At 67.5% G+C, this 21,762-nt stretch carries 23 protein-coding genes and 1 tRNA gene; 6 read left to right on the top strand and 18 right to left on the bottom strand.

The features are described 5' to 3' along the window. Positions 1-546 precede the first annotated feature (546 nt). Positions 547-1,380 carry a hypothetical protein gene (locus VGV58_RS01915; protein WP_326872273.1) on the bottom strand — a complete coding sequence of 278 codons (834 nt, stop codon included), beginning with the start codon at positions 1,378-1,380 and terminating at the stop codon, positions 547-549. A 213-nt stretch (positions 1,381-1,593) separates the two neighbouring features. Further along, the gene (locus VGV58_RS01910) at positions 1,594-2,220 is read right to left on the bottom strand and encodes a transglutaminase-like cysteine peptidase (protein ID WP_326872272.1); all 627 of its coding nucleotides are present in this window, start codon (positions 2,218-2,220) and stop codon (positions 1,594-1,596) included. Between the two features lie 467 nt (positions 2,221-2,687). On the opposite strand from VGV58_RS01910, the gene VGV58_RS01905 reads away from it, so the two are divergent. Beyond that, a complete protein-coding gene (locus VGV58_RS01905; protein WP_326872271.1) occupies positions 2,688-2,972 on the top strand; it encodes a hypothetical protein in 285 nt (94 codons plus the stop codon). A 166-nt stretch (positions 2,973-3,138) separates the two neighbouring features. Then, positions 3,139-4,794, top strand: a complete 1,656-nt coding sequence (locus VGV58_RS01900; RefSeq protein WP_326872270.1) for a caspase family protein — start codon at positions 3,139-3,141, stop codon at positions 4,792-4,794. A gap of 134 nt (positions 4,795-4,928) precedes the next feature. On the opposite strand, the gene VGV58_RS01895 is transcribed toward VGV58_RS01900, so the two are convergent. From VGV58_RS01895 to VGV58_RS01870, 6 genes are all read right to left on the bottom strand, one after another. Then, positions 4,929-5,237 carry a DUF6894 family protein gene (locus VGV58_RS01895; protein WP_326872269.1) on the bottom strand — a complete coding sequence of 103 codons (309 nt, stop codon included), beginning with the start codon at positions 5,235-5,237 and terminating at the stop codon, positions 4,929-4,931. A 167-nt stretch (positions 5,238-5,404) separates the two neighbouring features. Further along, a tRNA-Phe gene (locus VGV58_RS01890) sits at positions 5,405-5,480 on the bottom strand. Positions 5,481-5,914: 434 nt separating this feature from the next. Further along, positions 5,915-6,124 (bottom strand): DNA gyrase inhibitor YacG, encoded by a 210-nt coding sequence (gene yacG, locus VGV58_RS01885; protein ID WP_326872268.1) that lies wholly within the window; start codon positions 6,122-6,124, stop codon positions 5,915-5,917. Continuing rightward, positions 6,114-6,938, bottom strand: a complete 825-nt coding sequence (locus tag VGV58_RS01880) for an SDR family NAD(P)-dependent oxidoreductase (protein ID WP_326872267.1) — start codon at positions 6,936-6,938, stop codon at positions 6,114-6,116. The genes yacG and VGV58_RS01880 overlap by 11 nt, the downstream gene beginning before the upstream one ends. Positions 6,939-7,047: 109 nt before the next feature. Next, positions 7,048-8,475 carry an L-lactate permease gene (locus VGV58_RS01875; RefSeq protein ID WP_326872266.1) on the bottom strand — a complete coding sequence of 476 codons (1,428 nt, stop codon included), beginning with the start codon at positions 8,473-8,475 and terminating at the stop codon, positions 7,048-7,050. 21 nt (positions 8,476-8,496) lie between these two features. After that, positions 8,497-9,147, bottom strand: coding sequence for a Maf-like protein (locus tag VGV58_RS01870; RefSeq protein ID WP_326872265.1), 651 nt, complete (start codon positions 9,145-9,147; stop codon positions 8,497-8,499). 287 nt (positions 9,148-9,434) lie between these two features. Between VGV58_RS01870 and VGV58_RS01865 the strand changes: the two genes are divergently transcribed. Further along, complete coding sequence (locus VGV58_RS01865) at positions 9,435-9,812, top strand: hypothetical protein (protein WP_326872264.1); 378 nt, start codon at positions 9,435-9,437, stop codon at positions 9,810-9,812. On the opposite strand, the gene VGV58_RS01860 is transcribed toward VGV58_RS01865, so the two are convergent. The 3 genes from VGV58_RS01860 to VGV58_RS01850 form a co-directional block, all read right to left on the bottom strand. Beyond that, positions 9,809-10,666: a CDP-alcohol phosphatidyltransferase family protein gene (locus VGV58_RS01860; protein WP_326872263.1), complete on the bottom strand. Its 858-nt coding sequence runs from the start codon at positions 10,664-10,666 to the stop codon at positions 9,809-9,811. The two genes, VGV58_RS01865 and VGV58_RS01860, sit on opposite strands and share 4 nt — an antisense overlap. A 165-nt stretch (positions 10,667-10,831) precedes the next feature. Then, complete coding sequence (locus VGV58_RS01855; protein ID WP_326872262.1) at positions 10,832-11,572, bottom strand: phosphatidylserine decarboxylase; 741 nt, start codon at positions 11,570-11,572, stop codon at positions 10,832-10,834. Positions 11,573-11,677: 105 nt separating this feature from the next. Further along, positions 11,678-13,333 (bottom strand): FAD-binding dehydrogenase, encoded by a 1,656-nt coding sequence (locus VGV58_RS01850; RefSeq protein WP_326872261.1) that lies wholly within the window; start codon positions 13,331-13,333, stop codon positions 11,678-11,680. Positions 13,334-13,477: 144 nt separating this feature from the next. On the opposite strand from VGV58_RS01850, the gene VGV58_RS01845 reads away from it, so the two are divergent. After that, a complete protein-coding gene (locus tag VGV58_RS01845) occupies positions 13,478-14,482 on the top strand; it encodes an SDR family oxidoreductase (RefSeq protein WP_414643839.1) in 1,005 nt (334 codons plus the stop codon). Positions 14,483-14,595: 113 nt separating this feature from the next. Then, the gene (locus VGV58_RS01840) at positions 14,596-14,988 is read left to right on the top strand and encodes a hypothetical protein (protein WP_326872259.1); all 393 of its coding nucleotides are present in this window, start codon (positions 14,596-14,598) and stop codon (positions 14,986-14,988) included. 56 nt (positions 14,989-15,044) lie between these two features. Here VGV58_RS01840 and VGV58_RS01835 read toward each other — a convergent pair whose 3' ends face one another. The 7 genes from VGV58_RS01835 to VGV58_RS01805 all read right to left on the bottom strand — a co-directional run bounded on the left by VGV58_RS01835 (position 15,045) and on the right by VGV58_RS01805 (position 21,106). Beyond that, on the bottom strand, positions 15,045-15,548 hold the full coding sequence (locus tag VGV58_RS01835) for a hypothetical protein (protein WP_326872258.1): 504 nt from the start codon (positions 15,546-15,548) through the stop codon (positions 15,045-15,047). A 79-nt stretch (positions 15,549-15,627) separates the two neighbouring features. Next, complete coding sequence (locus VGV58_RS01830; RefSeq protein WP_326872257.1) at positions 15,628-16,512, bottom strand: DMT family transporter; 885 nt, start codon at positions 16,510-16,512, stop codon at positions 15,628-15,630. Continuing rightward, entirely contained in the window at positions 16,512-17,162 is a 651-nt protein-coding gene (locus tag VGV58_RS01825) for a methyltransferase domain-containing protein (protein WP_326872256.1), read from the bottom strand. The genes VGV58_RS01830 and VGV58_RS01825 overlap by 1 nt, the downstream gene beginning before the upstream one ends. After that, the gene (locus VGV58_RS01820) at positions 17,159-18,013 is read right to left on the bottom strand and encodes an AraC family transcriptional regulator (RefSeq protein WP_326872255.1); all 855 of its coding nucleotides are present in this window, start codon (positions 18,011-18,013) and stop codon (positions 17,159-17,161) included. The genes VGV58_RS01825 and VGV58_RS01820 overlap by 4 nt, the downstream gene beginning before the upstream one ends. Positions 18,014-18,145: 132 nt before the next feature. Beyond that, positions 18,146-18,445 carry a hypothetical protein gene (locus tag VGV58_RS01815; protein WP_326872254.1) on the bottom strand — a complete coding sequence of 100 codons (300 nt, stop codon included), beginning with the start codon at positions 18,443-18,445 and terminating at the stop codon, positions 18,146-18,148. A gap of 27 nt (positions 18,446-18,472) precedes the next feature. Beyond that, on the bottom strand, positions 18,473-20,383 hold the full coding sequence (locus tag VGV58_RS01810; RefSeq protein WP_326872253.1) for an ABCB family ABC transporter ATP-binding protein/permease: 1,911 nt from the start codon (positions 20,381-20,383) through the stop codon (positions 18,473-18,475). Positions 20,384-20,479: 96 nt separating this feature from the next. Next, positions 20,480-21,106 carry a nucleoside triphosphate hydrolase gene (locus tag VGV58_RS01805; protein ID WP_326872252.1) on the bottom strand — a complete coding sequence of 209 codons (627 nt, stop codon included), beginning with the start codon at positions 21,104-21,106 and terminating at the stop codon, positions 20,480-20,482. 171 nt (positions 21,107-21,277) lie between these two features. Between VGV58_RS01805 and VGV58_RS01800 the strand changes: the two genes are divergently transcribed. Next, the gene (locus VGV58_RS01800) at positions 21,278-21,625 is read left to right on the top strand and encodes a hypothetical protein (protein WP_326872251.1); all 348 of its coding nucleotides are present in this window, start codon (positions 21,278-21,280) and stop codon (positions 21,623-21,625) included. The last annotated feature ends 137 nt before the right edge of the window (positions 21,626-21,762 follow it).

Genomic DNA, 21,762 nt, shown 5'->3' with positions numbered 1-21,762 from the left:
CATGAAGGCTTCGCTGTCGATGGCAGCCCGACGCCGCAGCCCCGCAGCGGCTGCGACCGCAAGCTCATCCGAAACAATTGGCTGTGGGAATGCAATTCGGCGGCACGCGACAATCCGTTCCGCGCGAGCGCAGCCGGATCCGGCACAAGCACGGCGGATACAGGCGGCGTGCGGTACTACAACGCGGTGTCGCCGGCTGGCCGCAGGACGCGGGCACCGAGCCGGGACTGCGTCGTCGTGCAGTCCGAACGCGACCTGCTGTGGGCCTGCCCGCCGCTTGCCACCGCGTCGATCAGCGCCACGACCCCAGCCCCCCAGGGCGCCGCGGCCGGGAATGTCCAATACTACAATGTCGTCGCCGCCAACGGGAGGCGCACGCGCGCACCCGGCCCCGGCTGCACCGTGGTTCAGCAGGGCGGCAACCAATACTGGGCCTGCCCGCCGCTGACGACAGGAGCCTTGTCTTCGGGAGGGCCGAGCAGCACCGGCGAGTCGGGAGGCAACGGCCGCAATGGAGGTGATGGCTTTGGCGGCGGCGCTGACGGTTCATCCAATGGCGCAGGCGGCAACTCCGCAAGCAACAATAGCGGCGGCAGCGGTGGCGGCAGCGGTGGCAGCGGCAGTGGTGGCGGCAGCGGCGGTGGCGGCAGCAGCGGTGGCAGTGGCGGCGGCAGCAGCGGTGGCGGCGGCAACGGCGGCGGCAGCGGTGGCGGCGGCAGTGGTGGCGGCAGCGGCGGTGGCGGCGGCGGCGGCAACGGCGGCGGCGGCAACGGCGGCGGCGGCAGCAGCGGTGGCGGTGGCGGCGGCGGCAACGGTGGTGGCGGCCATGGTGGCGGTGGCCATGGTGGCGGCGGCCATGGCGGTGGTGGTCATGGCGGCGGCGGTCATGGTGGCGGCGGTCATGGTGGCGGTGGCCATGGTGGCGGCGGTCATGGCGGAGGTGGCCATGGCGGAGGTGGCCATGGTGGCGGTGGCCACGGTGGCGGCGGTCATGGCGGAGGTGGCCATGGCGGCGGCGGTCATGGCGGAGGTGGCCATGGCGGTGGTGGCCATGGCGGTGGTGGCCATGGTGGCGGCGGTCATGGTGACGGTGGCAACGGCGGCGGCCATGGCGGTGGTGGCCACGGCGGCGGCGGTCATGGCGGAGGCGGCAACGGTGGCGGCGGTCATGGCGGCGGCGGCAACGGTGGCGGCAACGGTGGCGGCGGCCATGGTGGCGGCGGCAACGGCGGCGGCGGCCATGGTGGCGGCGGCAACGGCGGTGGCGGCGGCAACGGTGGCGGCGGCCATGGTGGCGGCGGCAACGGCGGCGGCGGCAACGGCGGCGGCGGCCATGGTGGCGGCGGCAACGGCGGTGGCGGCAACGGTGGCGGCGGCCATGGCGGCGGCGGTAACGGCGGTGGCGGTGGAGGCGGCGGTCTCAGCCGCTGAGGCCAGACGTATATCCGATCAGGCTGGTACGCAGCCTGATCGGATCATGCGCACTCCGGCGCGCACAACGACCCTGGCCTCGGCAGGCCGCCGGGAAGGAAAGCGAGCACGCCCTCCAATGTCCCGGCTTTGCGAAACAGGTCTTCTCGAGGAGCGGCCCGCTCAGGGCCGATACGGACGGCGGGTCGCGGCGGTCACGGCGATATTGCCGCCATCGATCGCCTCCCAGGCGCGGGGATTGGACTGCGACATGCGGGTGAAGAACAGGTACCCGGTTTGCGTCCACGGCAACATGCGGGAGGTCTTGTTGTCGAGAACGAGATCCCCCTCGGAGGTCGTCGCCATCAGCACCGCGTGCCCCTCGCCAGTGGGCGTGCCGACGACCGCGATCAGCAGGGCCGATGACGGCCAGCCCCGCTCGATCAGTTGCTTGCGCTTCGACAGAGCGAAATCCTCGCAATCCCCCTGCCCGTCAGTCGGGATGCTCCAGACATCCTCACGGCCATGGTGCTCCCGGTCGGAGATTTCCGATATCGCGGAGTTCACCCGCGCATTGACCTCCTGCAGGTCGCGCTGGCGTTCCGGCGTCAACACGACCTGGCGCGTCAGAGCGCCGGACCGGCGGCATTCCGCCGGGTTCCTCGCGCAGAAATCGAGGAATGCCGGTGGCGGCGACGCCGGCCCGCGGGTCCTCGCCGCGAGCTGCTCGGCCCGGGCGGAACTCGGCAGGGCACCGGCGAGCAGCGCGAAGCTGAGCGCCGATGCAGCGATGAAGGCAGGCATCGTCATGGTCGAAACCACATCGTCATGGTCCGCCTTGCAGGGGAGATCGCGGGAACGGCCGGTCGAAGGATGGGCGCCTTTGCTTAAGAAAGAAGGCAATTCTGTGATGAGAAATGACGGGAGATTCGAGCGGCCGAGGCAAGGCTGAAAGCCCCCCGTCAACAGAATTCGCAGGGCGCGCCATTGCGCGACGGGTGAGATTTTTGTCTCAACATATTGATTTTATATCAAAATAGCTCTGCACTCAGAGCAAGTTTCAACTCGCGACCCAGCGATTTTCGGCGGGTCACGCTGCGGGGCAGGCAGCTGCATTGCCGCCGCCCCTGCAGCCGTTCCGGCCTGCCGGCCCGGCGCTCGATCGCATGATCCCGCAGCGCAAGATTCCGCAGCGATTGCCCACGAGACCTGAACGCGCGAGAGAGCACGGTGTTGCCGCGCGTGGTTCATGCCGCCGAGATCTCAAGGTTCGACAGATGCCGTATACTGACCCGCTCGAGCCGATGCTCCAACGCGAGGAAGAGCTGCGCCACCAGATCGCGAGACGCCTCGCCGAGGAGGCAGGCGCCCCGTCGTCCCCCACGGTGTCAGCCGACCATCTCGCCGCCGCAGACGAGGCGATCGCCGCCTGGGCCGAGCAGGGCGAGGAAGAGCAGGACCAGCGGGCGTTCCGGCCAATCGGACCGCTGCAGGAGCTGCTGGCGGAGCATCTGGAGATCGTGGAGCGGATCGTCGAGCTGCAGGACAGGCGCCTCTCCTGATACCCCAGGAGAGATCAGGACATCGCGTGTTGCGGCCCGCCCGTCGAAATGCGATTCTGGCGGAGAGGTTGCGAGCTGGGGTCGCGCCATGCGGTTCGGCAATGTGCGGACGGGACTATGGCGCCACCGGGAGGCCGCTTACCGGCTGCTTCTGTTGGTTTTCGGATTGCTTCTCGCCACGTCTCCAGCCTTCGCACAGCAGGAGCGCCGCGTCGCCCTGATCGTCGGCGTCGGCGCCTATCGCAATGTGCCCGCACTCGCCAACCCGCCGAACGATGCGCGGGACCTCGGTGCGGTGCTCGATCGCCTCGGCTTCGAGACGGAGACGCTGGTCGACCCCGACAGACTGGCGCTGGAAGCCGGGGTCAGGCGCCTCGGCCAGCGCGCCCGCGGCGCCGATGCGGCGTTCTTCTTCTTCGCCGGGCACGGGCTGGAGGCTGCCGGGCGCAACTGGCTGCTGCCCGCGCCCGCGGAGATCCGCAGCGACCGCGATCTGCGCTTCGAGGCGCTCGACCTCGACAGCGTACTGGAACAGCTCGACGGCGCGGCGCGGCTCTCGATCCTCGTCCTCGACGCCTGCCGAGACAATCCCTTCCGCAAGCGCCTGCAGGCCTCGGGCCGCGGTGCACCGGCTGCATCCGGACTCGGCCAGGCGAGCGCCACGGTCGGGACGCTGCTCGCCTTCGCCACCGCGCCCGGCACGGTGGCCGATGACGGCCGCGGCCGGAACAGCCCGTTCACCACCGCGCTGCTGAAGCGCATCGAGACGCCGGGGCTGGAGATCCGCCAACTGATGGCCGAGGTCAGGCGCGAGGTCCGCGAGGCGACGCAGGGACGCCAGGTGCCCTGGGAGAACTCGGCGCTGGAGGGCAGCTTCTATTTCCGCGCCGCTGCCGCCTCCGCGCCGGCTGCCGCGGCTGCTGCCCCTTCCGCCGCCGTAGCCGCCGCCCCTGCCCCGGGCACGACGGCTCCCGGTGCCGAGACGGTGTTCTGGGAAAGCGTGCGCGGCAGCCGCAACCCGGCCGATCTGCGTGCCTATCTGACGCGCTACCCGACCGGCGTCTTCGCCTCGCTGGCGCGCAACCGGCTGGAGGAGGTGGAGCGCAACCGCTCGCCCGATCTGCGCCGCCCCGACGCGGCCAGCGCGACGGCGCTCGATCCGGCGACACCGGAGGGGCGAGAAGCGTTGCTGCTGAGCGTCCTCAGCCTCGACCACTCAGTTCCCCGCGGGCGCCTCGAAGCGCAGGGGCGCGCCTTGCAGGCCTATCAGGAGAGCAAGCAGCACCGCGCCATCGCCGTGTCACCGAAGCAGCAGCGGAGCTTTCGCGTCTTCGACAGCCCCTCCGCTGCGGCGGCCGAGGAACTGGTCCTGGAGCGCTGCCAGTTGCGCAATGACGAGCCCTGCGTCCTCTTCGCCGTGAACGAGGTGTTCCGCACGCCGCAACAGAGCGGCGAGTGGCCACGCCGGGCGATGGAAAGGCTACGCCATGAAGGCCCCTATCGCCCCGACAAGGTGCCGGCGATCACGGCGGAGCGGCGCAAGGAAGCGGACATTGCCGGCTATGGGCGGGCGCGCGAGCCGAAGGCGATGGCGATCCACCCGCTCGGCCGCATCTTCGTCAAGACCGGGGCAGCCAGCGCCTTCGCGGCCGAGACCGAAGCCTTGAAGATCTGCAACGACGACCCGGCGCGTGATGGAGCGACCGGCTCCTGCCTCCTCTACGCCGCCGGCAACACGGTGGTGCTGCCCGGCCACCACATCGCGCCGCTCGCGACCGATCCGGCGCGCCCGGCAGCGCCGGCGCCTACGAGCGGGCGATGAGGGTCGGGGCTGGCGTCTGCATCAGCGAATGCGCCTTCCGAGCCGTCCAATGCTTCTCATATGACCGGGCGAAGTGACCGGTGGCCAAGAAACAGGAAAGCGCTCGTATCCAACGCTGACAGCAACCCAGTCGTTCAGTGTCCATTCCTGGAAGGCGGTGGGCCGTTGACCAGCGCTGTCGCGGACTCAACCACGCTGGCTCGCATCTCTTCCCTGGTCTCGCTGCGGAAGTCCAAAGACGCCTGATAGATCATCTCGTTCTTCTCGTTCTCCACAGCGACCCGAATGTGGAGACGCGATGCGTCCGGGAGCTTCTTCTTCGCCATGTCGACGAGCGTGCGCTGAGCCTCGTCAGACGCGACCCTGTCATTCGGAAATTCGAGCCGCTGAGGGTTCACGGCGAGCTTGTGGCCATCTTCGGTCTTGAAGCGATATTTCGGCATATGGGCATCCTTGCGTCGCCCTGATAACCGCAGCGAGCCGCTTTGGTTCCGATCACAAAAAGCCCTGCAGGCTAACGCCAGCAGGCCAGCTCAAAAAGAAAAATGCTCTTCTCGATGGAATAAGAGTGTCAGCCATTTCAAGGACATAAGGCAACTTGAAAGGCGAATGGTGCCCAGGGCTGGAATCGAACCAGCGACACTGCGATTTTCAGTCGCATGCTCTACCAACTGAGCTACCTGGGCATTCCCGCGAAGCGCGCTGCGCTTCTGTTGGTGCGAGGCGATATAGAGGGCTGGGCGCGGGCTGTCCAGCCGACAAACGATCCTGCCGGTGGGAAAATTTCGGCCTGACCGAAAAGGGGATGAAAACCCGGGCGAAGACGGCCCTTTTGCTGCGCCCGGCGCGAATGGCGCGTCAGCCCGGGCTGGCAGCGAGCGCGGCAACGCAGCTACTGACAAGCTCTGGAACCAAAGCGCGGTAACCGGGTTGATGCGGCGGCGCCAGCGATGGCGCCGTGCCTACCGCCGATCTCGAGCGAGCCGCGGATGTACCGGCAGTTCGATCGTGCGGGAGGCGGAATTCGGGCGATACGCCCTCCGGATAGTCCTGACCCGTCGCGCGGCCGGTCAGCGAACGGCCCGGCGTCCTCCCGAAAGGGACACGCCGGGCCTTTCCATTAAATGTCCTCGTCGCGCCGCATCGGCGCTTCCTCGGTCTCGTCCAGCGGCTCGCCCGGAATCACGTAACTGCCCTTGAGCCAGCGGCCGAGATCGATATCGGCGCAGCGGGACGAGCAGAACGGCTTGAAGCGCTGCACGGCCGGCTTGCCGCAGATCGGACAGGGCCGCGACGGCGAAGCAGGCTTCTCAGGTTGCTCAGGCGCCATATTGCAAGGTCACTCCGCCATCGACTGGAAGCTCGATGCCGGTGACATAGCGCGCTTCGTCGCTGGCAAGGAAGAGCGCCGCCCAGGCGACGTCCCAGGCCTCGCCCATATGGCCCATCGGCACCTGCGAGTCGCGCTTGGCCCACATCGCGGCGACGTCGCCCTTGCCATAGGTCTGGGCGAGCCCGGCCGAATGCTCGACCATCGGCGTCTTCATCAAGCCAGGCAGCACCGCGTTCACGCGGATCTTCTCGGGCGCGTACTGAGCAGCGGTGGTGCGCGTGAGCTGATTCATCGCCGCCTTGCTGGCGCCATAGCTGGCATAAGGCACGCCGGTGTGACGGATCGAGGCGATCGAGGAGATGTTGATGATCGAGCCGCCCTGCCCGCTCGCCGCAAACTGGCGCTGCATCACCGGGATGACGTGCTTCATCGCCAGGAAGCAGCCGGTCAGGTTGACCCTGAAGACGCGTTCCCAGGTCTCGAGCGGCAGGTCGACGACGCTGCCGACCTCGGCGATGCCGACATTGTTGTCGAGCACGTCGATGCGGCCATAGGCCTTGAGCGTCGCCGCGACCAGCACGCGCAGATCGTCCTCGCTGGTGACGTCGGTGCGGATGGCGAAGGCCTCGCCGCCCTCGCTGGCGATGATGTTCGCGGTCTCCTCAGCGGCCTCGAGATTGCGGTCGGCGCAGACGACCCTGGCGCCTTCGCGGGCGAACACGGTCGCAGTCGCCTTGCCATTGCCCCAGCCCGGGCCGATCGAGCCCGCGCCCGCGACGATCGCGACCTTGCCCTCGAGACGTTTCGTCATGGCGATGTTCCCTGCCCTATGCATTTGTTAGCCGTCGGCGCCACCATCGGCACTCGCAGCGACCTGGGCAAGCGCATGGCATGCAAGCCGGCATGCGCTCCGGAAGCGCTCAGGCGAGTTGCGCGGCGGCGAGGGCGATGGCGGTGGTGAGGCCGACGACCAGCGCGAACCAGGGCCAGAGCGTTCGCAAGGCCTGCCCGGTCTCAGTCGTGGTCGCCTTGATCAGGACCTGGCCCATGGTGACGCGGACCGGGCTGACCGCCGTAAGCAGGCTGCCGGCGACGACCGCGGCGGCGATCACCAGAAGCCTCACTTCACCGGCCGGGACGAGGGCGGTGGCGAGCGGCATCGAGACGGCACCAGCTCCTGTATTCGAGCCGGTGAGATAGCCGCCGAGCGCGCCCGCGACGGGAACGATGCCGGCCGACCAGGAGCCGAGCACGCCGCTGACCGAAAGGCCGATGCCGCCAGCGAGGCCGGAGCCGACCATGATCCAGGCCATGCCGACGAGCAGGAAGGTCAGGAGGGCGGCACGGCCAGCGCGCTGCAAGGTCAGTTTTATCAGGGCGGCTGCCTGCTTCGCGCCGCCGCGGCGAGTGGCGACCACAAGCGCTATGATGATGAGCGGCAGAGCCGGCGAGAGCAGCGGCGCGAAGGCCGAAGCGTCGGCGAAGGGCTTGAAGGACGGGTGCTCCAGCCGGTCGTGGATCGCCGGCACCAGCCGCATCAGCGCCAGCGCGATGACGAGGGCGATATAGGGCGCAAGGCGCGCCAGCAGCGACCGGTCGAGCCCCGCCCAGCCCTTCACCCGCAGGAAGCGCAGCAGCATCACCGGGGCCAGCGCTGCAATGGCGGCGAGCTCCAGCGGCAAGGTCAGGTTGGCGGCAACGAGCAGCGCCATCAGCAGCGCGATCAGGCCGGCCCATTCGAGGCGGTCGGCGAGCGCCGGCGGCAGCTTGGCCTGTCGCGACAGGCGCCAGAACAGCGGCAGCAGCGCCATGCCGAGCAAAGCCGTCACGACCGCGATCCGCCAGATCAGCGCTGCGAGCGAGACGCCGGCGATATCGGCGCTGATCCTGGTGCCGATGCCGAGCGCCCCCCAGGGCACCAGGATCTGGCTGAAGGTGGCGAGCGCCAGCGCCGGTGCCTTGTCGACACCGAGGCGGCGAGCGCCGGAGACGGCGACGACATAGCCGACGCCGAAGCCGGTCGAGGTTTCCAGGAAGGGGCCGCGCAGCAGGCAGGCTTCGGCAAGTGCGCCATGCTCGGGCTCGGCCTTGTCGGCAGCGTCACTCGCCTTCTCCAGGCTGAGCGAGAAGGCGAGCCCGGCAACGATGACCAGTGTCGCCGGCAGTCCGATCCAGGCGCCGGCGGCGAAATGCCTGATGATCGCGGCAGCGTCAGGATGCGCAGGACCGGCGAAGAAGGCGACGAATGCGGCGCAGATCGTGCCGACGAGGCCGGCAGTCAGCGCCGAGCGTGCCGACAAGATCAGACCGAGGAAGAGGATGAGCGGCGAGAGCCAGACCAGGATCATGGCCGCGCGGCCTGCCCTCGCTCAGCCGACATTCAGCCAGCCGAGGCGGATCGGGAAGCCCTCGCCACCGAGCAGGTTGACCGTCTCGTAGAGCGGCAGGCCGACCACGCCGGTATAGGAACCGACAAGCTTGACGACGAAGGAGCCGGCGATGCCCTGGATGGCATAGGCGCCGGCCTTGCCGCGCCATTCGCCCGAGGCAAGGTAGTTCTCGAGATCCTCGCTGGAGAGCCGCTTGAAGCGCAGGCGTGTCTCGACGATGCGCTCGCGGATCGTGCCGGAGGGCGTCGCCAGCGCGACGCCGGTATAGACCCGGTGTGCCCGGCCGGAGAGCAGGCGGAGGCACGCAGCGGCCTCGTCGACGATCTCGGCCTTGGGCAGGATGCGCCGACCGACCGCGACCACCGTGTCGGCGGCGAGGACATAGGCGCCATCGAGATCTGGGCGCCCTTTCAGCCCGGCGAACCCGGCCTCCGCCTTGGCGCGGGCGAGCCTGCGAGCGAGATCGCGCGGGCGCTCGCTTTTGAGCGGGCTCTCATCGAGATCCGACGGCAGCAAGGCATCTGGCTTGAGGCCGGCCTGTTCGAGCAGGGCAAGACGCCGCGGCGAGGCCGAAGCCAGGACCAGCTTGGGCCGCCAGCCCGGCGGCTTCTGGGAGCTGAAGAGATTCAAGGCGTATCGGCTCGCTGCGCGTCGAGGGCGGATTTCCTGCAAGGCTTTAGAGCATGTTCCGCCGCGCTGGGAACCATTTTCGCTCTTGCGGCATGGATGCAGGCAGGCCTGAGGCCCCCGCGTGGCTCCCGAGATCTCCTGTGCAAGGCCCAGAATTTGGGCACGGCCATGCATTGTCCCGGATTGCACTAAGCTGTTTAGCTTGCCACATCGGGTAGGTGGGCGTGGCGGCGACCCACAAGGCTTGGCCCCTGCGGCCCCCTTCTCGTCACCGGAGAGCTTTCGCCATGGCGTCACGAACTGGATCGGCCTCGACCGTCGCGCTGGCGGCGGACGCGCAAAGCGTCCTCGCCCAGATGGTCGCGATGCAGGTCGATGCCGGGCTCACTATCGCCATGCGATTGCCTATCCTGGCCAAGGGCGCGCTTGGCGACGCCAAGGGCCAGCGCGAGGCCAGCAAGGCCGTGGTCGAGAAGGCCGCGGCTCTGGCGGAGAGCAGCTTCGCCATCGGCCATGCCGCGACACTGTTCTGGTGGAGCATGGCGTTCAACCCGCTGACGCCGAACGGGCTCGGCGAAGCGACGGCCAAGGCCGTCCACAGCACGCTGGAGCCGTTCTCGCGGCGCACCCGCGCCAATGCCAGCCGGCTGGCGAAGCGGCGCTAGGCCTTAGGCTCGGAGCCCGCCTCAAGCACCGGTTCGGCAACCGTCGGCAGCACGGCCGCGGCATCGTACTCGCGCTCCAGCCTGCGATAGCGCGCGACGCTGACCGGGATCAGCGCGAGATAGGCGGCGACGACCAGCGCCAGCATCTCGAACGGATAGGCGAAGAGCAGGCCGGCGACGACGACGACGGCAACGAAGATCGGCAGCACCTGGTCGCGCGGGACGCGGGTGCCGAGCGTCTTGCCGGCGTAGCAGGGGATGCGCGAGATCGTCAGGAAGGCGATGAACAGGATGTAGAGGCCGACGAAGGGAGCGCCATATTCCCGCACCGGCAGGCCGACGAAGTCGAGGTAGAACGGCAGCATGGCGGTGATCGCGCCGGCCGGGGCCGGCATGCCGACGAAGAAGTTCTTCTGCCATTCCGGCCGGTTCGGGTCGTCGATCATCACGTTGAAACGTGCGAGCCTCAGCGCCATGGCGCAGGCAAGGGTCAGCACGATGATCCAGCCGAAGGAGCGCAGATCGTGCAGGACGAAGGTCCAGAGCACGAAGCCGGTGGCGACGCCGAAGCAGACGAAGTCCGAGAGCGAATCGAGCTCGGCGCCGAAGCGCGAGGTGCCCTTGAGCAGGCGTGCGAGACGCCCGTCGATACCATCGAGCAGGGCTGCGACGAGGATGCAGATCGTCGCCGATTCGAACTTGCCGTCGACCGCAAGCCGCATTGCGGTCAGGCCGAGGCAAAGCGCGATCAGCGTCACGACATTGGGCGCGATCAGCCGGAACGGGATCGCCTTGAAGCGGGTGCGCTTCGATTCGACGCGCTCGGGTTCGAAAGGCGGAAAGAGATCGCTCATATCAGCCGGAATACGCGGTTTTCAGGTGGGAGGCTAGCGTGGGACGAAGCGCATAGCGTCATGCTCGGGCTTGACCCGAGCATCTCAGAACCAGTGGGCGGCTACCCTCTTGTTACGAGATTCTCGGGTCTGCGCTTCGCTCCGCCCGAGAATGACGGCCTTGTCTCAAATCCCGCGGAACGCCCGGCCGATGTCGTTGCCCGAAAAATCCGCCAGCACGGTCTCGCCGGCAATCGCGGTCTGGCCCTCGCCGACCAGCGGGACGACGCCCTGCGGCAGATAGACGTCGACGCGCGAGCCGAAGCGGATCAGGCCGAAGCGCTCGCCCTGCCCGAGCGGATCGCCTTCCTTGACGAAGGGAACGATGCGGCGGGCGATCAACCCTGCGATCTGGACGACCGCGATGGTGCCGGCCGGCGTTTCGATCGCCAGCGCATTGCGCTCATTGTCCTCGCTCGCCTTGTCGAGCTCGGCATTGAGGAAGAGGCCGGGCGTATAGGCCATCTTGAGCAGGCGGCCGGCGACCGGGCTGCGGTTCACATGGCAGTCGAAGACATTCATGAACACCGAGATGCGCGTCATCGGCTCGGCCGGCAGCTCCAGCTCCGGCGGCGGCACGGCGGTGGCGATCTGGCTGATCCGGCCATCGGCGGGCGAGATCACCAGCCCCTCGCGTTGCGGCACAATGCGGACGGGATCGCGGAAGAAATAGCAGATCCACAGCGTGATCAGCGTGCCGATCCAGCCGAAGGGGCCCCAGAGCTGGCCGAGCACCAGCGTCGCCACCACGCCGATGGCGATGAAGACATAGCCTTCCTTGTGGATCGGCACGATCGTCCGGCGGACGGAGTCGACGAGAGACATGGGCGTAAAGTCCTGTTGCTCTTGTTGGCGCGGCGCGCGCATCTGGCTTCGCCTTCGCGGCGGGGTTGAGGCCGCAAGACGGCGTAGCTGTTTAGGCTTTCGCGGGCTTTTGCGAAAGGGGCGCGGGGACCGCGCGACAATCAATCCCTAGCCCACCGCCTTCGCCGCCGCCCTCCCCGCCACGCGTCCCGAGAAAATGCAGCCGCCGAGGAAGGTGCCCTCGAGCGCGCGATAGCCATGCAGGCCGCCGCCGCCGAAGCCGGCGGCCTCGCCGACCGCGTAGAGCCCGGGCACGGGCTCGCCGCCCTGCCCCAGCACGCGAGCCGAGAGATCGGTCATCAGCCCGCCCAGCGATTTGCGCGTCAGGATGTTGAGCCTGACCGCGACCAGCGGGCCATGGACGGGATCGAGAATGCGGTGCGGCTTGGCGGTGCGGATCAGCCGGTCGCCGAGATAGGCGCGGGCGCCGCGCAGCGCCGTGACCTGCAGGTCCTTGCCATAGGGGTTTTCGGCATCGCGATCGCGCGCCTCGATCTGCGCGCGCAAGTGCCCCTCGTCGATCAGCCCGGCGCCGCCGAGCGCGTTCATCCGGGCGACCAGCCGCGAGAAATCGGTCTCGACGATGAAGTCCTCGCCCTTGTCGAGGAAGGCCTGGACCGGCGCCGGCATGCCGGCGCGGGCGCGCTGGATCACCTGGCGCCAGCTCTTGCCGGTGAGGTCGGGGTTCTGCTCGGAGCCGGAGAGCGCGAACTCCTTGGCGACGATGCTGCGGCTGGTGACGAACCAGGAATGATCGAAGCCGGTCTTGCGCAGATGCTCCAGCGTGCCAAGCGTGTCGAAACCGGGGAAAAGCGGCACCGGCAGGCGGTTGCCGCGGGCATCGAACCAGAGCGAGGACGGGCCGGGCAGGATGCGGATCGCATGCGCAGGCCAGATCGGCGCCCAATTGGCGATGCCCTCGACATAGTGCCACATCCGGTCGCCATTGATCAGCCGGCCGCCGGCGGCTTCCGCCACAGCGAGCATGTCGCCGTCGACATGGGCCGGCACGCCCGAGAGCATGTGCCTGGGCGGCTCGCCGAGACGCTGCGGCCAATTGCGGCGGACGAGCTCGTGATTGCCGCCGATGCCGCCGGAGGCGACGATCACGGCTTGTGCCTTGATCGCGAAGCTGCCGGTCATAGCGCGCGAGCTCGCCTGCCCGCGTTCGACCGCGCTGTCCTCCAGCACTTCGCCCTCGACGCCGTCGATGGCGCCGGCACTGCGCGTCAGGGCGGTGACACGGTGGCGGAAGCGCAATTCGATCAACCCCTTAGCCTCGGCCTCGGCGACGCGACGCAGGAAGGGTTCGAGCACGCCCGGACCTGTGCCCCAGGTGACGTGGAAGCGCGGTACCGAATTGCCATGGCCGGTGGCGAGATAGCCGCCGCGCTCGGCCCAACCGACGACCGGGAACCAGCGCATGCCCTGCTGGTGCAGCCAGCTGCGCTTTTCGCCCGCGGCGAAATCGAGATAGGCATCGGCCCATTGCCTGGGCCAACGATCCTCGTCGCGGTCGAAACCGGCCGAGCCGAACCAGTCCTGCCGGGCAAGAGCGAGCGAATCCCTGATGCGCAGGCGCCGCTGCTCGGGCGAATCGATCAGGAAGAGCCCGCCAAAGGACCAATGCGCCTGGCCCCCCAGCGCGGGCCGCGGCTCCTGCTCGACGATGATCACCTTGCGGCCGGCATCGGCCAGCTCGGCAGCCGCGACGAGGCCGGCAAGGCCGGCTCCGACGATGACCACATCCGCATCGAGCGCCATGCACCCTCCCAGCCGCCGGATTCCCGTTGCGGTTGAGCTTGCCGAGAAATCGCCTGGCCGCAAGGGCATAGATGCGGCGGCGAGCGGAACAGAGGCAGGAGCGACACGTTGCCCAAAGCAACGGGAAAAGCACGCAAGGAGGCGATGATGGCCAAGACCGCCACGAAGCGCAAAGATGACAAGGCACCCAAATCGGTGAAAGCCGCAGCCAAACAGCAGCGGCGCATCCAGAAGGACATCACCCGCGCCGACGCCCGCCCACGCAAAAAGAGGGATGGCGCGGTGCAGGCCGGCGCCCGGCTCTATCCGGTGCCACCGTTCAAGGCCCAGCATCAGGCAAAGCCTGGCTCGGAAGCAGCGCTAGATCCGGCACCGATGTACGATGCGCCCTATTACAAGGGTTCGGGCAAGCTTCAGGGCAAGGTCGCGTTGATCAGCGGCGGCGATTCCGGCATCGGCCGGGCGGTCGCGGTGCTGTTTGCGCGCGAGGGTGCCGACGTCGCGATCCTACACCTTGGCGAGGACGCGGATGCGAAGGGCACTCTTGCCGCGATCGAGAGCGAGGGACGCAAGGGTATAGCTCTCTCCGGCGACGTTCGGAGCTCAGCCTTCTGTCGTGATGCCGTGGCGAAGACCGTGAAGGCGCTGGGCGGGCTCGACATCCTCGTCAACAATGCTGCTTTCCAGGTGCATTCTCCTCGCTTCGAGGATCTGAGCGAGGAACATTTCGACACGACGATCCGCACCAATCTTCATGGCTATTTTCACATGACGCAGGCGGCCTTGCCGCATCTCGGCAAGGGCTGCGCGATCGTCAACACCGGCTCGATCGTTGGGCTGGAAGGCAGCAAGGAGCTGATCGACTACGCCACGACCAAGGGCGGCATCCACGCCTTCACCCGCTCGCTGGCGGCGCATCTGCTACCGCGCGGGATCCGGGTCAACGCCGTCGCGCCGGGGCCGGTCTGGACACCGCTCAATCCGTCGGACCGACCGGCCGAAGCGGTCGCCGAATTCGGGGCGCAGGTGCCAATGAAACGCCCTGCCCAGCCGGAGGAAATCGCGCCAGCCTATGTCTTCCTCGCTTCGCCGCACTGCTCCAGCTACATCACCGGCGAAATTCTCCCGGTGATCGGTGGCCATGGCTAGATCGTTGGGGTGATTAAATATTTGCCGCAGAATGGTCACGAAAGATCTTGGAACGCCTGGCTCTCGCAGCGGTTCTTTTTCCAGGACACATCATCAACCCCTGGAGGATGAGGATGAAACCGCTGAAGATTGGCTTGGTCGCCGGTACACTCGCGCTGTCCTCGGTCGCGGCTCTCGCGCAGGGCGTCGACCTGCGGCCGGAGAACAGCGTTCCGAAATACGAGCGCGGCCCGACCAGCAATGACAACGCGCCCTATCGCGGCGGCACCTACAAGCCCGACGACTATCGCCGAGGCTATGACCGCGGCGGGTATGACGGCGCTCGCTACGACACCATCTCGCAGCGTGAGGCGATCAGGATCGCCCGTCGCAACGGCGTCGCCGAGATCGACCAGGCGCGCTGGAGCGGAAATGCCTGGGTGATCGATGGCAGCGATAGGCGCGGGGACGAGCTGCGCGTCGAAATCAACTGGCGCGGCGAGATCGTCGACGTCGATCGCCGCTGAGGCAGAGATCAGAAGACCGACATGGTGATAACTGGGCGGCCTCCGGGCCGCCTTTTTTACACCGCTCTCGCCACCGTCACGCCGGCGCCGAAGCGCCGCGCGGCGATCAGGGTCAAGATCAGGAAGACAATCAGCGCCAACGCCTGCGCAATCGCAAAGGGCGGCTCGCTCTGGGTCGGAGCCAGATCGTGCAGGACGTTCACCTTGAGGAAAAGCTGGGCGATCAGCACGAAGATCAGCAGGTAAAACGAGAGTACCGCCGTGATCGCGTAGATTCGCCGCCAGACATCGCGCAAGGCGAAGGCGTAGAGCGCCAATCCCGCAAGGGCGAGCAGCACCAGCGAAACCGCGCCGACGATATGTGAGGGCAGCACCCTGTCGAAGGGGAAGGCGTAGCCGGTGGCGCTGCATGCAAAGGCGGTCGAGAGATAGATGCCGTTCCAGCGCGGGCTGAGATGCCCCTTCAGCAGGGCCATCGTCATCGGGAACCCGGCGACGATCGCGATCAGGCTCAGCCAGGTGTGGAAACCGACCAACGTAGTGGGATCAAGCACGAACATGATGAAGCCCCCCCGCTTCAAAAGCAGCACACCATATTGGCAAATTCGGTGCCATCCTGGCGAGGGCCTTGTCGCACTCTCAACCGGCGGTTTCCTCTGCCGTCGCAACGCCGGCGCTCTGCGTCCGGACCGTCGCGAAATAGGAACCGGCGACGATCAGGGCGAAACCTGCCAGCAGGGCGACGGACAACGGTTCTCCCAGCACGGCCACGCCGAGCAGCACCGCCACCGCCGGGTTGAGATAGGCGATGACAGTCGCCCGGGCGGCGCCGACTTCGGCGATGAGCGCAAACAGCAGCTGGAAGGCCAGCGCCGTGCAGAAGACGGCCAGGGCGATCACCGCGAGGCTTGCATCGAGCGTGATCCGGGCCGGCCAGTAAGCGGGAACGAAAGGCAGATAGAGGATCGCAGCGACGATCAGCGAAACGACCACCACCGCGCTCGCCTCGGCTTCGGCGAGCTTCCGCACGACAATGATCGGGCCGATGGCATAGCCGAGCGCGCTCAGCCCCAGCGCCAGCGCCGGCCAGAGTTCGACCGGCTGTTCGTCGAAGCCGAGCAGCGCGACGACGCCGGCAAGGCCAAGGCCGAGCCCGGCGAGCCGTCCGGTTCCGAGACGCTCCTGCGAGAGCACGACACCCAGGAGCGCGGCGATGATCGGCGTCAGCGCGATGATCAGGCCAGCCAGCGAGCTCGTCACCCGCGTCTCGGCGAAGCCGATCAGGAACCATGGCCCGCTGATCTCGACGAGTGTGTAGAGGATCAGCCAGCCCGGCCTGCGAAAGCCAGCCATGACGCCCTTGCCGCGCAAAGCGAAGGGCAGCAGCACCATCGCACCGATGGCGGCGCGGCCGAAGGCGACGATGACCGGATGATAGTCGGCGATCGCGACCCGGATCAGCAGATAGGGCACGCCCCAGATCACGCCGAGGGCGAGAAAGAGGATCAAGGCCTTCCGGCTCATTACGGCGCGCCCTTCCTGAACAGAGCGGTCAGCCAGCGGCCATCGCGGCCTTCGAACGAGCGCGACCAGTGCAAGCTGAGGCCGAGTGCGGCGAGAATGGCGACGATCTCGGAACGTGGCCACAGGGCGACGTAGTATTCGTTGCCCTTCGAGCCGATTTCGGCGGTCTCGCCCTGCCCTTCCCGGAGCGCGAGCAGGAAGACGCCGCCCTCGCGGATCGCCGCCGCGATCCTGGCGAGGATCGCGGGCAGGATTTCGCGCTCGACATGCTGGAGCACGTGCAGTGCGATGACGCCGTCATAGGGGCCGCCGAGCGGATCGCGGATGACGTCGAGGAGCTCGGCCCGGCGGCCGCGCCCCGCCTGAAACTGCACGAAAGAGTCCGCCCCATCGGTGCGCCTGACGGCGAGCCCTCTCTCTTCGAGCCAGTCGGCGTCCCAGCCCGGCCCGGAGCCGATTTCGAGCAGGCGGCTGCCCGGCGGGACGAGCTTCAGCAACTCGACGAGTACCGGCTGGTCATCAGCCCCCGGCTTGGGCGCCGTCGTTTCCGCGTAGTCGTCGGCGCAGCCCTCATAACCGGCGAGGGTCGAGATGTTGGAGGCCGAGCGGCCCGTCTTCCTATCCCGGTTGGGCGTGTCCGACGCCGTCATGCCCCACTCCCGTTGCCGTTGTACTCCAGCGGAATCCAGATCTGCAGGCCGCCAAGCCCGGTGCCCGGATCGAAAGCGTCGTTGTGGAATTCGAGCACGGGGCCGTTCGCCGCATTGAGCCCGGCGGCAGGCAGCGCCTCGTTCCAGATCGCCGTATAGGTATCGAAGATCGTCGAGATGTGGTCGCGATGATCGAAGACCGCGTAGGTCCTCGGTTCGGTCTCCAGATAAGCCAGCGGCTTTCGCGGCGGAGCCGCCGAAATCACCTCGGTGGCGCACATATACTCGAAGCAGCCATCCTCATCAGGCGCGCGGCAGACACCGATCGGTATGCCCGGCGCCTTGTCGGGGATATCGGCATAGTGGTCGCACATGAACGCCTGCCACTGCGCCGGTATCCCGATCGCCGATTCGTATGAGCAGGGAGCGGACAGCCCGACGAGGCGCAGCCGACCCAGTTCCCGCACGGTCGGAATCGGCGTCCGGGCGCGTCCGTTCGTCAACCGCAGCGGCGCGACGAGGCCGAGCCTGTCGGTGCTGCCGCTGTTGCGGACCTCCTCCGGCGTGGCCCCAAACTGATCACGGAAGGCGCGGGTGAAGGCTTCATGCGAGCCGTAGCCGAATTCGAGCGCGACGGAGAGGATGTCGGGAGCACCTGCAGCGAGGCGCTTGGCCGCCTCGCTCAATCGCCGTGCCCGCAGATAGGCCATCACCGGCCAGCCGCTCGCGGTTCCGAAGGCATTGGCGAGATGCGAGCGCGAGACCTTGCAGGCCGCCGCGATCGAGCCCAGCGTCAGCTCATTGCTCGAATTACGCTCGATTACCCAAAGCGCCTTGTCGGCAAGCGACATGCCCCGGCTCCTCCCGCAAGAGCCCCGTGCATATCATCCGCTTCAGCCGGTCGCTTGATCGATCGTCCACAACCGACAGCGCTCTTTCCGGAAGCCACCGCCCCGGAGCCTTCGCTCCGGGGCGGGGTCGTCTCAGTGGCCGATGCCGGTCAGGGCGGCGAAGGCCAGAAGCGTGTAGCCGAGTGCCAGAAGGGCGTAGCCGGCGATGATCATGGTCGGGCTCCGGTTGGGGCCGCGCGCCTCGTCTTGTCGGGCGCTGCGTGCGCCTGGATTGCGGAATGGGACGGAGGAAGAAGCTGCGACGCCTTGGCGGCGTGCATGCCAGAAAGAAGCAAACGACGACCCGAAAGCCACCTCGGCCGGGGCGCCCCGGCCTGTGCTAGCGTCGTAAATTCGATATGCGCGATTTTGGGCCGGAATCAACGACGCCACGAAAATTTCCCGGCGTCGGCAGAACGCTCACTGCGTCAGGCTGACCCTGACGCTCTCGCCTTCCTCTTGCGTCGCGCGCTGCAGCGTCGCCTTGGCCTCGTCGACCTGGCGCTGACGGTTCCAGAGCGCGGCGTAGACGCCATCGGCAGCGAGCAGTTCGCGATGATGGCCGCGCTCGACGATCAGGCCCTTGTCGAGGACGATGATCTCGTCGGCATTGACCACGGTCGAGAGCCGGTGCGCGATCACCAGCGTGGTGCGGCCCTCGCTGACCCGGTCGAGCGCGTCCTGGATCTCCTTCTCGGTGAAGGAATCGAGCGCGGAGGTCGCCTCATCGAGCACCAGCACCGGCGGCCCCTTCAGGATGGTGCGGGCGATGGCGACGCGCTGCTTCTCACCGCCGGAGAGCTTGAGACCGCGCTCGCCGACCGAGGTCTGGTAGCCCTCCGGCAGCGACTTGATGAACCGGTCGATCTGGGCGAGGCGCGCCGCGTCCTCGATCTCGGCCTGCGTGGCTTCGGGCCGGCCATAGCGCAGATTGTATTCGATGGTGTCGTTGAACAGCACCGTGTCCTGCGGGACCATGCCGATCGCCGAGCGCAGGCTGACCTGCTGGACCTCGGCGATGTCCTGGCCGTCGATCAGGATGCGGCCGGATTGCGGCTCGTAGAAGCGGAAGAGCAGGCGCGAGATCGTCGACTTGCCGGCGCCCGACGGACCGACGATCGCGACCGTGCGGCCGGCCGGCACCTCGAAGGAGATGCCGCGCAGGATCGGCCGCTCCGGCACATAGGCGAAGTGGACGTCCTCGAAGGTGACGGTACCGGCGCGGACGTCGAGCGGCGGTGCGCCCGGCTCGTCCTGGATCTCGGGGTCGCGGCCGATCAGCGAAAACATCTGCTCGATGTCGAGCGTCGCCTGCTTGATCTCGCGATAGACGGTGCCCATGAAATTCAGCGGGATATAGAGCTGGATCAGCATGGCGTTGATCAGCACGAAATCGCCGACCGTGTTGGTGCCGGCCTGGAAGCCGCGCACGCACATCACCATCGAGATGGTGAGGCCGATCGCGAAGATCGCGGCCTGGCCGAAGTTCAGCCAGGCGAGCGAGGTGTAGGCCTTGATCGAGTTGCGCTCATAGCGCGCCATGGAGAGGTCGTAGCGGGCGGTCTCGCGCGCCTCGGCGCCGAAATACTTCACCGTCTCGTAATTGAGCAGCGAGTCGATCGCCTTGGCGTTGGCGTCGGTATCGGACTCGTTCATCTGGGCGCGGATGGCGATGCGCCATTCGGTGGCCTTGATGGTGTAGGCCATATAGCCGACCACCATCGTCACCAGCACGACGACATAGCGCCAGTCGAACAGATAAAGCAGCACGGTGACGATCAGGGTGACCTCGATGATCACCGGCACGAGCTGGTTGAGGCCGAGGCGGACCATCTCCTCGATGCCGTTGCGGCCGCGTTCGAGCACGCGGGTCAACCCGCCGGTCTTGCGCTCGAGATGGAAGCGCAGCGAGAGATGGTGGAGATGGCCGAAGGTCTGCAGCGCCAGCGTGCGGACCGCGTGCATGAAGACCGGCGCGAAAATCGCGTCGCGCAACTGCACGAAGGCGGCCGAACCGACGCGGGCGAAGCCGTAGATCACCGTCAGCGCCAGCGGCGCGCCGACCAGGAAGGGCAACCAGTTCGACAGCGAGGTCGGGTTGTTGGCGAGCGCGTCCGTCGCCCATTTGAAGGTGAAGGGCACGCCCATCAGGACGAGACGGCCGATCACCAGCAGCACGAAGGCGGCGACGACGCGCTGGCGCAGATCGGCCCGCTCCGGCGGCCAGAGATAGGGCCAGAGCGCCTTGAAGGTGGCGATGAAGCCGGAGCCGGGCTGGAGCACGGCGGCGCGCGCGAGGGGCGCCGGAACCGGCGTGGCAGGCGAGGACATTGAAATGCTTCCAAATGGAACCGCCGATATAGGTGGATTCTCCAGGGAATGCAGGGGGTGGGAGAAGAAATCCGCATGCTGCCCCGGTTCATTCAATCAGGGCACAGCACCATTCCGCCAAACGATGTCCGCCGGGCGGCTGCTTTCGATCACCAAGCGCGCATTGGGCAGGTCATTGCCCTCGACCCAGGCACGGGCAGTCTCCTCGCTCCGACCGAGATCGGTCCAGCGGGCGAGCAACCGGCGCTCCAGCTCGGCCATGGACACGTCGATGAAGATCGTCAGATCAAAAAGCGGCGCGAGCGCGGACCAGGGCGCCCGGTCGAGCAGGAGGTAGTTGCCCTCGACCAGGATGAGCCGGGCATCGGCGGGGATGATCGCCGCGCCGGCGCGGGCGAGATCAGCCTCCCGATCGAAGAGCGGCACCGCCACATCCCCCTCGCCCGATCGGGTGCGCCGCAGCGTCGCCGCGAGGCCGGCGCAGTCGAAGGTCTCGGGCGCGCCCTTGCGGTTGCGCAGGCCCATATGATCGAGCACGGCGTTGTCGAAATGGAAGCCGTCCATCGGCACCAGCGCCGCCTCGCCTTGCGGCAGCGCCGCGAGCAGGCGCGCGCTCTGCGTCGACTTGCCGGCGCCCGGAGGGCCAGCAAGAGCGATCACGATGCGCCGCATATCGCGCGCCCGCTCGACGATCCAAGCAGCGATGTCTTCGGCAGTCTGCATGATCGATAGCCCGATAGTCTTCACGTCGCGCGACAGGATCGGCGAGAGCCACGACGCCTGCAACCGGACGTTTTCGCCACCAAGCGGCACCGATCAGGCCTTGTTCTCGTCGCAACTGCGATGTCAGACTGGCCTAAAGCCTTTAAAGGCCGAAGCTTGGAGAAGACGCCCATGACACTTGGACACATGACGCTTCGACGCATTCTTCCCGCCGCTTGCGCTCTGGCGTTGCTGCCTGTCGTGCCGGCGCTGGCACAGTCCCGCCCACCGGCACAGATCAAGATCACCAATGCCCGCACCGTGCCGCTGGAGTCGCTGGAGATCACCACCACGGGCGAGCAGGCCCGGCTCGTCGGCAAGCTCGCCAAGCCGCTGGCGCCCGGCAAGAGCATCATGATCAAGCTCAACAAGCCGGCCGGCTGCAGCTACTACCTGCTCGGCAAGTTCAGCGACGAGAGCGAAAGCGACAATGACGGCGTCGATCTCTGCAAGGAGAAGTCGCTGCGCCTGACGGAGTGAGATCCGCGACGCAAACCCTTCTCCCCTCGGGGGAGAAGGTGGCAGCGCGTAGCGCTGACGGATCAGGGAAGGACGGGCGAGCGATAACCGCCTCACCCGGTCGCGCCGCCCTCATCCCCTGCCGGACCTTCTCCCCT

The organism is Allobosea sp. (assembly GCF_035944895.1).
Classification (GTDB): domain Bacteria; phylum Pseudomonadota; class Alphaproteobacteria; order Rhizobiales; family Beijerinckiaceae; genus Allobosea.
The sequence above is the reverse complement of the archived record's forward strand: the minus strand, read 5'-3'. Positions and strand labels throughout refer to the sequence as shown.